Origin of the sequence: Paenibacillus sp. UNC451MF (assembly GCF_000686845.1) — a bacterium.
Taxonomy (GTDB): Bacteria; Bacillota; Bacilli; order Paenibacillales; family NBRC-103111; genus Paenibacillus_S.
The window spans coordinates 29431-43688 of the sequence record NZ_JMLS01000028.1 but is presented as its reverse complement, the minus strand read 5'-3'; the positions used below and the strand labels follow the sequence as shown (position 1 = coordinate 43688).

Genomic DNA, 14258 nt, shown 5'->3' with positions numbered 1-14258 from the left:
CTTTTCAATTTTAAAGTAACGATTTTTCCTGAGAGGACCTCGCATCCAGCTTATCTCTTAGGTTATCTCCTATCCAATTGATGCATAAAGAAACGACTGCGATGCAGAGCCCAGGTGCCACCATGAGATGAGCATAACTTCGGAAATATGGCCTTGCATCATTAACCATGACTCCCCAATCTGCTGCAGGCGGCTGCAGCCCTAGTCCTAGAAAGCTGAGCGAAGCAATAGATAAGATAACTCGGCCTATACGTATCGTAAATAAAACGATTAATGGCCCGATCATATTAGGAACTATGTGACGAATGATGATGTAGGTATGTCCTGCTCCTAAGGCCCGTATGCCCTCAACAAAGGACTCCTCTCGGATCTTCATCACTTCCCCACGGACAACACGAGAAAAATCAGGCCAGGATGTAACAATAAGGGCAATAAACAAGCTTTTAATACCTGGCCCAAGAGTGCCGGCAATAGCGAGCATAAAGGCAAGTCCCGGCAAGCCTTGAAAAATGCTGACGATGCCTTGGATGATATCATCAATCCAGCCCCCCCAATATCCCCCTAAAGTACCGATGACAAGCCCCATCACCATGGTGACCAAAGTAACCGCTAATGCCAGGACAATGGAAACTCTTCCCCCATAAATAAGGCGGCTGAACACATCTCTTCCTAAGGTATCGGTCCCCAAAATATGGTTTGATGACAGAGGAGCCAATCTTTCAGACATGTTTATCTGATTGGGATCATACGGTGCAATCCAGGGCGCAAGGAAGCTGCAGAGTAATACGATAATGAGTACAAGGAAGGCTAGACCTGTAACTCCTTGCAGCATCATGACGTTACTCGTAGATATCTTAGTGGCAAGTCTCAGCTTCATTGAAGCTTTCCCCCCAATCTCATCTGCGGATGAATCACAAGATAAGACAGATCAACCAGCAAATTAAAGGACACATAGACGAAACCCGTAAATACGACGTACCCCTGGATTACGGGATAATCTCTGCGAAAAATGCCGTCCATAGCAAATCTCCCGATGCCTGGTATGGCAAAAATAACTTCTACTATGACAGAACCTCCCAAAATCGTGCCAAAATAAGAACCTATGACGGTAATGAGAGGGATCATAGCATTGCGTAGGGCGTGTATGAATAGTGTGTGGATATCTCGCAAGCCTTTAGCTTTAGCCGTTACTATATAGGCCTGATTCCACACTTCAAGCAGAGCCGCTCTGGTTAAGCGCATAAGAACAGCACTCGTTCCTGCTGCAAGCACAATGGCCGGCATAATGAGATGCTTAAATGTTCCATAACCACTCGTCGGCAGCCAATGGAGCTTCTCTGAGAATACCGTAATCAGCAGAATAGCCAGCCAGAAGCCAGGAATCGAGACCAAGGTCAGTGCCAATATTCGTGCTGCATGATCAAGCGGTTTATTTTTCTTCAGTGCCATGAGCATCCCTAAGGGGATTCCTGTTCCCACGGCAATGAGTAACGCCAATCCCGAAACACTCAACGTCACAGGCAACCGGCGCAGCAATTCTCCGCTGACGGATTCCTTAGTCATATACGAAATTCCAAGGTCTCCGTGGCTGGCTTTCCACAACCAATGCGCATATTGGACAGTCAATGGATCATTCAACCCCAGCTCTTCCCTTTTGGCGGCAACCTCTTGCTCCGTCGGCTCCTTGATTCCGTTCAAGCTTAAAGATTCTACCGCAGGATCTCCGGGCGAAGCCACACTTAAGGCAAATGCAATAAAAGAAATGCCTATAAGAACGGGGATAGCTGCAGCTAACCGTCTGAAGAAATACGTCATCTTACTGCGCCCATTTAAGCTGCGGGAGCGTGGTTCCGTAGATCGTTGCTTTATAGCCTGCTATTTTTTTGTTATAAGCAATCAAGCTCGCATCGTTAAACAAAGGAATTGTAGGCAAATCGGATGCAGCTATCATTTGAATCTCGTTATAGATGTTTTTGCGTTCGTCCATGCTTAAGGTTGTTTTAGCTTGATTCAGCAATTGATCTACCCCGTCGTTTTTGTATCCGAGGCTGTAGCTTTTATTACTGGAGCCAGAGCTGGACAAATAGTTGGTGAAGATTGTATACGGATCACCGTTCGGCAGCCCTTGAGTGGCCAAGGCCAAATCATAATCTCCTTTGGACTGTGCTTCTTTAAAGGCAGCTCCATCCAGAATCCGAATATTAACGTCCAACTGCAGTTCTTTTAGTACGGATTGGAACAGCTCCGCTTGGGCTTTATATGGATAGCGATCCAAGCCATAGGTCGGTACGATCAAATCGATTGCCTTTCTTTGATTACCTAAAACTTCTGCAGCCAATTTCTTGGCTTCATCCACCCGATACTCAGACTTGATTTCCTTGTAAAAAGGTGACGTATTATTGAGGATGTTGACGGTAGCTGTCGGGTATCCCAAGTAAAGCTCCTTAACCAATTGTTGACGGTCTATGATGAAGCTTAGCGCTTGTCGCATTTTAGGATTATCGAAAGGCGCTTTCTTCCCATTAGGATGAATATAATGAGAAATCGTTGATTTGGTCGCAGAAATCTCGAATTGCGGATCCTTCAGAAGCTCTTTGGCAAAGGTTGGCGGGATAGCACCGAGGTCCATAACCCCCATAATCTCGCCCGATTTTAATGCGGAAAGTCTTGTATCCGGATCTGGAATGACGCGAACACGAATGCGTTTGCTTGCAGCCTTCTCTCCGTAGTAACCATCGAAAGCTTCGAGAAGCGCAAATTGGTCTTTTTGATGCTCGATCAGTTTAAAAGGTCCTGTTCCTTGAGGAAGACCGTTGAAATCCCCTTTTTCATTGAAATTCTTGGGACTGTAGATAGGGCTTGAGAAATTCACCATAGAATACAGCAAGGTTGGCTGCGGATTCTCGAATACGAGCTTGAAGGATATCTCGTCGATTTTGACGACATCTTTTAATCCCGGATAAGAGCTTTTAATATCCAAAGTATAGAATGGTGAGCTCTTGGGACTCACCTGCTTGTAACGATTAAAGTTAGCAATCACTGCGACGGCATTTAATTGCTCACCGTCATGGAATTTAACATTCTCGTTCAGCTGAAAGGTCCATTCTTTACCGTCTTCCGACATCTTCCATGACTTGGCCAGTTTAGGAGCAGGCTGTCCATCTTCCGATGCTGTGATTAGAGGCTCCCAGACATAAAGAATTGTACTTGTGTAATAAGCATCCTGGGGACCAGGAGCGAGATCGCGAGGTGCAGCCAGAACGACTTCGTCCGGATGTGTGCTGCTGGAGGAAGCATTCTGATTAGCTTGAGGTTGCGGAGCAGAATTGCACCCAACCAGGACGAGTAGCATACAAAGGGAGAATAATACAAGTTGGAGCTTTACTTTTGTTCGTGAAAATGATTGATACATGACCTGGATTCCTTCTTTCCACTTAAAATAAAAAACAAAAAAGACATCTTTACCTGAACGTGAAGGAAGGTAAAGATGCCATAATGGTTAAGAAACAAGAACCGGCCGTCTTTAACACTTCCCTATCTTCCGTAGGTAAAATCAGTGTGTCAGAACAGGCAGGTCTCCTGGCTCTGGATTCATTGTCGTCAGCAGCCTTCCCGGTCAAATGTAGACCAGTGACATTATTGCTGAGACTCCTCCATTACAGTGGCGGGACCGCGTCGGCATTGCACCGAACTTCCCTATTAAGCTTTAGCAATTGCTAGAGCACCTTGTTCCCTCGAGTTATTCAATTAAGATGAACCATGACTGATCATATACTAATATTCCATTTTGGGCAAGCTTCAAGAGTTACTGAATTGGAAATCAATCACTCAATTGGGTCGCGACAGTTTTTCACAGACTCCCCTTTTTCGCTTCCTTTTTAACTGCCGCGCTTCGAAGAACTCCTCTAGTCCCATTTCCAGTAGGGGAAAAACGGTTGTTGTGAAAGTAGTAAGACATATGCTCATAGAGCGGATTACCTTGAAGTAAGTGCTCCCTTACAAGAGTTCTTACTGTTTCGGGAGTCATTTCCTTGTACCAAATACCTTCCGGATACACCATAACAACACAAGCATCCTCACAGCGGCCATTACATTTCGTTCTTGTTGTATGAAAATAATCCTCAGCCCCATGTAAAGCGATCTCTGCCCGTATGGCAAGTGTGACTTCATCCCCTTGGTTACGTAAGCAGCTTCCCCCATTACAAATCAAAACATGATGTTTCGTTTCCGATAAATCCCAAGTGGACATTTCATCCCCCCTCTAGTTCTCGCAGTTTCCTTAAACTATAGTATAGCAATGCTATTGAATTATGACATAGATTTGATATCCTTTACAGAAATCGTTCCATAATACATGTACATTCCACAATGATATTCAAGGGTTCCTGGTTGCATTGCTTCCAGAGTAACGATATTGTCTCCTTTGTTCAGAGGGATATCCATCCCCAATTCTTTGGAAATCATGTTTTTTATGCAGGTGAAGCTTGTTGATTTTTTGAAGTTAATTTTGGTAGGTACACCAGGGAGCAATTCAATATGCTCAGGCTCAAAGCCATCTGCGGTAACACGAACAGTGGCGACTTGGTACCCTGCTGATTGTTCAGCAATCAGGGGATCAACGGCATCTGATTTGCCTTGATAATAAAAAAAGACGATTGCACATAGGCAAAGTATGCTTAATCCGGCTGACATTAAGGCCAGTTTGGTTTTGCTTATTTTCATTCATTCCACCCTCTCGATAGATTCTTGTTTTATTTTACTAGTTATCTCTCTGATTTCTATCACCCAAATGGGCTATTACAGTTAACATCATGTGAAGACTTTTGGAACATCATTTGAATTTAGCAAAAAAAGAATATAAATAAGGAAAACCCAGAAAAATAAGGAAAACCAGCTGCTATGGCAGCTGGTTATTCCTATTATGCTATATGCTAACGAATCCTCAATTAATAGGAGTTCGTCACTTTTTCATGGCCGCTTGGATATCCTTCGCAGCTTGCTCTTCGGCCTTCCGGAATGCGGTATTCGCATCGCTGACCTTCTGAGCCACTTCCCTTACTGCCGTCACAGCATATTTTGACGACAGGTCATCGTAAATCGTTCTTGGTGACACCGGTGCCGGTTTAGCCGGGTAGAACGCCTTGATATTTTTGCCTTTTAACTGTGGTAAGTCTTGACCGAAAGATTCGAGCAGCTTTGTATTTTTAACGATAGGCATACCCGTGCCATCCTTAGCAAACTTCACCTGCATTTCATCTGAAGTCAAGTACGCCAATATTTCGAATGCAACATCTTTATGCTTACTATTACTGTATACACTTGCAAAAGTCGAATACATTTGTGAACCGACCCCTGGGGCTTCCTTAAATGACGGGAGTGGTACTGCATCCATATTCATATCCTTTGCAGCGTTGACCATGGTGCTATTGAAATAAGCGTACATCGCGAGGTTTTTATCTTTTGTAAACATTTCCGCTTCTTTGCCGTACTTTTCTTTCGGTAATTCAGCACCTGGAATATTGTAAAAACGCGCGTAATTTTCGGCCATTTGCCTGTACTTCTCCGTATTAATCGTCGGTTGATTCGTCTTCCCATCGACAAATGGTAGCGATAGCTGGTTTGTATTAAGCATATGGCTGATCGAGGTCAAGAAACCGTAGTATTGAACACCTCCGTCAGATCGGGAAACCTGCTTCGACAGCTCGTACAAGTCATCCCAGGTCATTCCTTCCTTGGGATACGAAACGCCAAATTTATCAAAAATATCCTTGTTATACATCAGTACTTCGGCGGTAGTAAAGATCGGGAGTGAATCAATCTTGCCGTTGCCAAACTGTTTAATAAAATCAAATGTCGTCGATTCCAGACGATTCGTATCGTAATTGGTCTTCTTGATGAGCTCTGTCAAATCGGTTGACAAATTCAAGTTCTGGAATTGTGGGTAGTAACCGATGGAAAGGAGTACAATGTCCATATCTACCCCAGCAGAGATAACCTCTTCCATCTTGGTGCCTGTTCCCCAAGGGATAAACTTCGGTGTAACAAATGGGAATTTCTCTTTTATTGCAGTACCCATCAAATCCATAAACTGCTCTTCTGTTGTCCCATTATTAGGACGATAAAAAGTAATTTCGACAGGGTCTCGTTTGGCGTTGTCTTGAACTTTAGCCGGTGTAGACTCCTTGGACCCTCCGCCACTGCCACATGCCGTTACTGTCAACAAAGATGCTGCTAGGATCGAGGAAATTATTAAGCGTTTTCTTTTTGTCATTGTATAGGCCCCCCATAACTTTATCTGGTATCATCTGTCTTTCGCTTACGGACAATTTTGTGCACTAAACATGCAACTGGACCTTACCACACTCCTTATCTTTTATCGCACATTCTTATCTTAATGGAGCGCAGATAACACATTGCTATACAAAAATATCATAATTCTATTCATATTATGGATGCGTTTACATTTTGGTTGCAGACCTCAGAGACTTTAGCGAGAGTCACTCGCATCGTAACTGATAAGATTCAATTGAAATTCCGTCATAATGTCCTTATCATAGGTTGTATTACCCATAAAGAAAAATAGCCGATGCCTTATAGGCATCAGCGGTATAATGTGGAGGAATAAGAATGAATATCCAATCATTAACCCAGTACTGCTTATCCAAAAAAGGAAGCAAGAAGGAATATCCTTTCGGCGACGATGTGTTAGTAATCAAAGTATCCTCCAAAATATTTGCTTTCATTTCAGAGAGAAATAATCAGCCGAACATTAGCTTAAAATGTGATCCGTTCATAGCAGAAAATCTAAGACAACAGCACGCATCCGTGACTCCCGGTTACCATTTAAATAAAAGTCATTGGAATACCATTATCCTCGACGGTTCAATTCCAGAGACGGAATTATGTAGTATGATAGATCATTCATACGAGCTTGTTTTTAAAGGACTAAGAAAGTCGGAGAAGGACGCAGTTCAGTCCTAAACAAGTTAAAAGTGAAAAATCCCTACCAGCATATGCTGGTAGGGATTTATTTCGGCTTTTATTAATTTTATGGCTGCATATTATAAATGCGGTACATCATTACAGCCGTCTCAGCTCTAGATGCAAATTGAAGCGGATAAAGCTGCTGACCATCCCCCTCAATGACCCCTTCCTTGACCATTGCTGCAATAGCATCTACAGCATAGGAGGCGACCTTATCCTCATCCATGAAGTGGCTTAAATCCGATCGGCCTACAGCCGTGGCGGATATTTGCTGTTCACTCATGGCTCTGGCTGTCAGAGTCATCATATCTTGTCTCGTAATATAAGCGTTGGGATCAAACCGGTTGTCTCCGGTTCCATCGGTAATCCCAAGCTCCCTGGCAATACCTACCGATTCGTAATAGTAGTCCGACTTATTCACATCGGTGAATGCCGTCTTAGGCTGTGCGGATAGTCCAAGTGCTCTCACCAGCAACACGACGAAATCGGCTCTTTTTATGCGAACTCCTGGTTCGAATGTGTGTTCCGATGTACCTTGAATGATCCCCTTGGCCGTCAAGATTTCGATTGGCTTTACAGCCCATGGATAGGAGGTTAAATCTGTGAATGTTTTGAATACCAGCGTCACTGCAAATCGGCTGCTGCTCGTCGCGTTAAAGCTGATAGTCCCGGCTTCACCGGACTTGGAAGAAGCTGCAAAGCGCGCGCTTGGAACGGAGAGCGGCTCACCGGAGACTTTTCCGACATCCAGCACGGTAATATGCTCAGACTGTTTTGCTTCTTCTTCATTAGGTGTATATCGAAGCCTCAGCTTGATCGGCGCTTCCTTATTGCTCCAGCTAATAGCAGAACCGTTCACGGTGACGATAAGCTCAATAACGAGCCTGGATTGAACGATCCCTGAACCTTGAGCTTTATCTGCATTCGAAAGGTAAATTCCGATGGAGGCATCCGCGGGGACATCGCTGCGATTCAACATCATATCCCCCCGAATTTCGGCATCGCCAAATAAAGTCTGCACTATGAACCGCGTGTTCCGTGACTCCTTAAGTACACTTGCGGGCAGCTCTACTCCAGCCCTGACTAATCCTTGTTTGGAAGAAACAGGAATAGTTACGATTCGAACACCATTTGCGTCCGGTTTCGTGCTCGCCAGAAATTGAGCAATGGCTTCGGCTCCGACCTTGACTACTGCCGAGTTGTCGGCATCATTAAATTCCGTTTTGACGGATAGAGTGTCACCATTAGAGCTGCCAGGCTCTATACTGCCTGATCCCGACCCTGAACCGGTATTAGAGCTGCCTCCTCCACCTGAACCACCGCTCCCCCGGCCCAATGTCCTCACCTGAACGCTAGGACCATCGTTTGTGCGGCTATCTTCGTCATCCGCCGCTTCCACTTTAAAAATATAGCTCGTATAAGGATAGAGGTCCGTAACCTGGTATGAGGTTACATTACCGGGTATCGTCGCAATTTCCGAGCCTCCGCTATAGATGGTGTAATTACGAATGCTTTTATCATCTGTCGCAGGCGTCCATGTCAAAGTCACACGGTCCAATCCGATCCCGCTGGCCGATATGGTGCTTCCCGCAGACCAGTTGGGAGAAGCCTTTTCCTTTGCAAATGTAAATTGCGTCGTTACGGACAAGGCGCCGCCCAGCTCGACCTTGTAGATCCCGGGTATACTCTTTAGTAATGTAAAGGTAAACCGATAATTTCCGCCTTCGTCCGACTTCATATCGGAAATATACTCCACCGAATGGGAAGGGTTCTCTACAAGCAAATTAATGGTTTGCCCTTTTGCAGACGCAATACCGGCTATGGTTACTTCCCCCGTCTGCTTGTTGACGATAATTTCAGGCTGAGCTGCGTCAGCGAATGCTTCTTGCAGATGAGATACGGCCAAAAACATGAACATGAGTATGAAGACGATTATTTTCTTCAAGAACTTTCCTCCTGTTATCTTAAGGGGAAACGGAAGCGTCAGATCCCGTAGAACTTGTCGCCCCTCCCCTCCTTCCTAGAATGAAGGTAGTGTAACCATGTTAGAGATAGGCATTGCGTTTTGAAGATCGTCCCAAGCTACAATTGATAGCTTATAATCTGCTATGGCTTGCGGCAGCTTGAATGTGGCCGTCACTTCTTGAGTTTTTCTGGCCTGTATCGATTCCAGAGTGTATGAGAAGCTGATGGTTTGATTGGAGGCATCCTGAAGCATTATGACAAACACGGCATCCTTGGCCGTATCCGAAATACTTGTCAGGTTCGCGCTAACCTGAACATCTTGCAGCGGGCTCCACGTATCAACAGGCTGCCCCTCCCATCCTTTCAATTGCACATCGCTTATATTAAACACGTTGCCTTCCCCTGACTTGTCGTAAAAGACGCGGATGGGAATGGTGCGGGTAAGTCCGCTAGTGTTGCTCACGACTATCTCCAGCTCATTAGCCCCTTCAATAAGGGTTATGGAATGCTGGAAATCCGATTCCGCATCATATTTAAGAGGAGGCTGAGTCAGCAATTCTCCGTTTCGTTTAATAATCAAGCTTGTAGCCGCACTTATATGCCCGGAAAGGGTATATTCCGGTGTGTTCACGGTCTCGGACGATGGGTTATTGAGAGAGAGCTTCGGGACTTTAAGCAGGCTAGTATTCTCAAATGCTGTCGTATTGTAGTAGTCAAAATTATTCGTACTTTTGGTTGCGTCCAAGGCTAGCCCTATAGATGCCGTCTCAGGCAGCTTCAGAGTGGTCGTACCGACATTCTCCCAATAGGAACCCCCGTCCGTAGAGATGAAGCCTTTGATTTCGTCCCCGTACTTTGTCAATTTCAACAACGCCGGAAGTTGAATGTCAGGCTTGACGGTCGAAGTCATCAGCTCGCCTTTTGCAGACCGCGTCATGAAGTGAACTCGCGTCCCATAATATTCTTCTTTCATGATGGCGATCATCACGAAGGGCGAATCTGTGTTCAGATCTTGCCTTAGCATGAGTCCGGCCTTTACATCGTTGTCATATTCGGAAGGATTCTGAAAGTTTAACGAAGAAATGAATTCTGCGTCTCCTTTCAGCTCTTCATGAACAAAAGTAAAGGCATCGGACGAATGAATGCCGTCCTCGCTTGCCCCGATTTCTCCCGATCCTTTAACAGTAATCGTAGAGCCGGAAGCACTTGCTGTTCCCGGGATCTGGACGACTCCGATATCCGTAGCTTGCCAAGGAGCTATATCACCTGTTCCATTAACATGAATAATAGTCATGCTGGATAGGGTCTGCGTGCCACTATCGTCCGTTGCTTTGGCATACAAATAATAGGTGCCCTCCCGAGCATTCTTCCAGGTGAAGGAATAGGGTGCGGATGTCGATGTACCAAGCGAATTAAGCTTCATAGCTTGCGTATCGTAGTAGAACCATTCCATTTTGTCGATAGTTCCATCGCTATCTGATGCAGCAGCTTCAATGACGATATCTTGACCTGATTGAAGCATCGCATTATGAATAGGACTTGTAATAGCCACTGTAGGGTTGTTCGAACCATTGCTTTGGATACTGTTTAAATAATTTTCCAAGTTCGTATAGCCGTTCCCGCTAACTGCATTGCCGTCAGCAGCATCAAGAGGATTGAGACCGTTCTCCCTCTCCCACTCGCTTGGAATGCCGTCATGATCCTGATCATAATCGCCTGGAAAAACCATCTCCTTCAGTGTTGGAAATCCGCCGTCTCCATCCGGGGTATTGGCAAATTTGCCAGTTCCGTTTCTTACATCATTGACAATCCGGGCGTCAAGAGAATCCCGTTTGGGCAGCACGGTCCCAGCCCCATTCAGCACTTTCTCATACACGTCTGCAGTGGAATCCGTATGAACTGATGTATCCACAACCGTATTGTCCTTCAGTTTATAAGTTATAGGAACCGGATTGGTCAGCCGCTGCACAGAACTGATTCCATAATCAGGCTGAATGCCTCCCGCCCAATTATCCGCGCTTATTTCCGGATAACCGTCCATATAGTTCCCATCCACATAATAATTTCCCGGCTGCTCGGATGAAGGGTTGAAAATTCGGTTCTTCACGTTATTGAACGTCGCAGGCCCAGGTTTATAGTAGTTGTTGACGATATTGACGCCGGTCGCATTCTCACCGCCATAACCGCTGTTGGCTCCCCAGTTATAGAAGACGTTATTACGAAGATCAAATAACAGCGGAGCATCTTTCTCCAATCGAAAATCCCGGTCCAACCGCGGATTTCTGCTGTTGTTGCTGGCAATTAAATTATGGTGGAAGGTCATATTCGTTCCGCCCCATATACCGCCGTAGCCATGAGCACCTTTATCATGTATGGACATATTCAACGCATTGCTGATTATAGACCACTGCACTGTGATACTGCTTTTATCCTTGGTTGACAATACTTCATCCGTACTCCAGCTAAACGAACAATGATCAATCATCATTTTGGGAGCGTTCGGAGAAAACGTATCATCCAGCTCTGCAAAGCCCCCGCGGAAACGGAGATATCGAATAATGATGTTAGAGCCGCCCAAGGAAACGGAATAATCTCCAATCGTGATACCATCTCCCGGTGCAGATTGGCCAGCAATTGTTAAATTGTATACGTTCGTTTTTATTTTCTCTTTCAAATGAATCGTTCCCGAGACACGGAACACGATAGTTGTTGCCTTCAAATCGCTATTGATATTGGCCACTTTGTACAAACCGTAACGAAGCGTCCCTGGAATCGGGGTTTCGTTGGACTTGTAATCTTCCAGGCTGGTCACTTCGTAGACTTGACCGCCCCGTCCCCCGGTTATATACATGGCGGCCCCTTCCGCACCGGGAAAGGCCGTGAGAGGTTCCGGCGCACCGTAAGTCATTGGAACTGCACCAGCAGCAATAAACAGGCACAGAATCATCGATATTATTATTTTCATCGCGAGCCTCCAAAAAATCGTTATACAAGCTTACGCCTAGTTATTTCAGCAAGCTGCTGCTGCCAAGTGTTTTCATGCCTCGTATGCTGTCCCATACGTAAGCTTTTACTTTGTACCCGGACCCAACAGACGGAACTTGTAATCCGGTGGATACGGTTTTGGCTTCTCCTGCCGCCAACTGGACCGACACCGTAGAGTAACTCATCATACTGCTTTTGTCGTTGTAAAGAGCAAAGATGACGATAAAAGATTGATTGCTGGACGACTGATTGACTAATTCCGTTTTGACCATGTTAGTCGAACCAGGAACCAAACCGGAAAGCTCGTTTCCCTTCGAATCCGTAAAGCTTATTCTGCCGGAGATGACTTCATATTGGACCTGCAGCTTTCTTGTCCAGATAGATCCGGAGTCCAGCTTGCCCTTTAATTCGATCTCATTGAGGCCGGGCTGCAGCTCCATGTCCTGCGCGAAGGTAGAATGGGCCTGATATGGCGCTGATTCCATGACCACCTTGCCATTCAATCGGATACTCAGATTGATGTTGCTGAAGATGGTTCCCGATACGGTGTAACTTGCTGAATCCACCACTTCTTCTAGGATATCCAGCCGGATGGAGCGCCCCTTCACAAGGATGAAATAACCGGTGCCGTTCTTCTGCCCGATTTTCCCCAAACTAACCTCTGATTGGGCCGCGTAGGTTTGCTGGTATATATCAAGTACCTCTGCTCCGCCATCCAATTCAATTACATCCCCCGTTAATTTCCAGGCGGAAAACCAAGCAAGACTCGCAGCCAATGTCTTACGATTTACGGCCACGAAGACGTCGGCGTCATCCACCAAGACGAATGAGGCTAACTCTTCCGTCGATGAATAGGCATTGGAGGCGCTTGCCGTCTGTACCCAATCTAACCCGACATACCCTTCAGGCAATTTGGTTATAACGTTCGAAGTATCGCCGAAAGGATGACTTCCTTGAATCAAATTGCTTTGTATGGACCAGCTTGCTATATTTTTGGTGTCGTTAACATAGACGGTGTCAATGACACTAGATGCTGGAGAATTCAGCCCAATTCTTGCAACAGGAGTGACGGCAACCGCCTTGGACTCACGCAGTGCGCTTTCTACTTCTGTGTCACTATTGTTGGCTAGCAACCTTGTGTTTTGAGTCACTTTGACGTAATACGTCTTCCCATTTTGTATCGAATCGGATCCGATTTTGTTAATGGATACATAGTCATTAGGCATATTCCGTTTGTTATATTTGCTAACGGCTTTCACATATTCTTCATCCTTCGCATCAGGCTTCGTGGCGACATATACGTTATTGCTCCGGGCGCTGGCAAGTGGAGGCCACTCAACATAAATCTCCTTATCCCTCGGGTATGCCCTCACATCAGTTGGAGCCAGTGCTTTAACCGCAGGAGGCTTAGAGGATACTTTGATATGGTCTACGTAAAATGCATTGACCGGATTGGGTGAACCTCCAGCTGTTACCATTTCGAGCATGGCGATATTTTGCCTGATTTTCTCGCTGGTCGTTGTACCGTCACTCCGCACTTCAACCGTCGGGGCTTTGGAGAAGCACAGGTTGCCATCCACATAGACAAGCACCTGATCATTCACAATATCGACAATGAGCGTAATATCGTACCAGCGATTCAGCTCATACGGATACATATTGTCCGGTCCTGTCTTCGAATCGAACACAAATTGCTCCTGCCCCGGGTCCGCCGTAATTCTGGCTATATAATCGCCATCGCTGCTTAACAGATTAAGCACCTTCGTTCGTTCCCGTTTTGGTCCCGGCTGCATAAAAGAGATTTCTGCTTTCACTATCCCTTCCTGCTTATCAAAAGTCCTTACAACACTCGTATAATTCCTATAAACTGCTTCATTAACTGAATTATAGTTATCATAGACATATAAGCCCTTTTCCGATTTCCCTGGCAGCTCCACCACCGTGGCATCCCCTTTAAGAACACCCGCGTTGCCTGGTTCGATCATCGGCCTATACACACTGTAACCGACCGTATCCGCCTTCGTTCCCATACTGTAACCCTCGAACGAATCGTCGATCAGGACATTCCAGTCAGCTTGGTTTTCAGCCGCTTGAATCCGTTTCTCAATGGGCAAGCTACCCACAACTACTGCTAGAAGAACCATCCAGATTGTGAACATTGTTGTAGCTCGTAGCAACCTCTTACACACAATAGCACCCCCACACATAGACGATTTAATGAAAGCCTGATTTCAGAGAGCATTTGATCACGAAACACCATTCAGTAAACGCTTCCAAACACAATCCTATGGTGCTTCAATCAATTGTCCATTGATAATTTTTCA

10 protein-coding genes and 1 riboswitch are annotated in these 14258 nt (G+C 45.5%); of the genes, 1 reads left to right on the top strand and 9 read right to left on the bottom strand.

What is annotated here, in order from left to right; genetic code table 11:
• Positions 1-10: 10 nt before the first annotated feature.
• The 6 genes from BP97_RS0125175 to BP97_RS0125150 all read right to left on the bottom strand — a co-directional run bounded on the left by BP97_RS0125175 (position 11) and on the right by BP97_RS0125150 (position 6271).
• Positions 11-877: an ABC transporter permease gene (locus tag BP97_RS0125175; RefSeq protein ID WP_231506405.1), complete on the bottom strand. Its 867-nt coding sequence runs from the start codon at positions 875-877 to the stop codon at positions 11-13.
• Positions 874-1815 carry a nickel ABC transporter permease gene (nikB, locus tag BP97_RS0125170; protein ID WP_028551609.1) on the bottom strand — a complete coding sequence of 314 codons (942 nt, stop codon included), beginning with the start codon at positions 1813-1815 and terminating at the stop codon, positions 874-876. The genes BP97_RS0125175 and nikB overlap by 4 nt, the downstream gene beginning before the upstream one ends.
• 1 nt (position 1816) lies before the next feature.
• The gene (locus BP97_RS0125165) at positions 1817-3412 is read right to left on the bottom strand and encodes an ABC transporter substrate-binding protein (protein ID WP_028551608.1); all 1596 of its coding nucleotides are present in this window, start codon (positions 3410-3412) and stop codon (positions 1817-1819) included.
• 140 nt (positions 3413-3552) lie between these two features.
• Positions 3553-3745, bottom strand: a riboswitch (cobalamin riboswitch).
• Positions 3746-3850: 105 nt separating this feature from the next.
• Positions 3851-4249 carry a (2Fe-2S) ferredoxin domain-containing protein gene (locus BP97_RS0125160; protein WP_028551607.1) on the bottom strand — a complete coding sequence of 133 codons (399 nt, stop codon included), beginning with the start codon at positions 4247-4249 and terminating at the stop codon, positions 3851-3853.
• Positions 4250-4308: 59 nt separating this feature from the next.
• A complete protein-coding gene (locus tag BP97_RS0125155; RefSeq protein ID WP_028551606.1) occupies positions 4309-4722 on the bottom strand; it encodes a cupredoxin domain-containing protein in 414 nt (137 codons plus the stop codon).
• 238 nt (positions 4723-4960) lie between these two features.
• Positions 4961-6271 carry an ABC transporter substrate-binding protein gene (locus BP97_RS0125150; RefSeq protein ID WP_028551605.1) on the bottom strand — a complete coding sequence of 437 codons (1311 nt, stop codon included), beginning with the start codon at positions 6269-6271 and terminating at the stop codon, positions 4961-4963.
• Between the two features lie 356 nt (positions 6272-6627).
• On the opposite strand from BP97_RS0125150, the gene BP97_RS0125145 reads away from it, so the two are divergent.
• On the top strand, positions 6628-6981 hold the full coding sequence (locus tag BP97_RS0125145; protein WP_028551604.1) for an MmcQ/YjbR family DNA-binding protein: 354 nt from the start codon (positions 6628-6630) through the stop codon (positions 6979-6981).
• 67 nt (positions 6982-7048) lie between these two features.
• On the opposite strand, the gene BP97_RS39090 is transcribed toward BP97_RS0125145, so the two are convergent.
• From BP97_RS39090 to BP97_RS0125130, 3 genes are all read right to left on the bottom strand, one after another.
• Complete coding sequence (locus BP97_RS39090; protein ID WP_028551603.1) at positions 7049-8929, bottom strand: S-layer homology domain-containing protein; 1881 nt, start codon at positions 8927-8929, stop codon at positions 7049-7051.
• 75 nt (positions 8930-9004) lie between these two features.
• The gene (locus BP97_RS37350) at positions 9005-11914 is read right to left on the bottom strand and encodes an Ig-like domain-containing protein (RefSeq protein ID WP_051620953.1); all 2910 of its coding nucleotides are present in this window, start codon (positions 11912-11914) and stop codon (positions 9005-9007) included.
• Positions 11915-11954: 40 nt separating this feature from the next.
• Complete coding sequence (locus BP97_RS0125130; protein ID WP_156043310.1) at positions 11955-14093, bottom strand: hypothetical protein; 2139 nt, start codon at positions 14091-14093, stop codon at positions 11955-11957.
• Between the last annotated feature and the right edge of the window lie 165 nt (positions 14094-14258).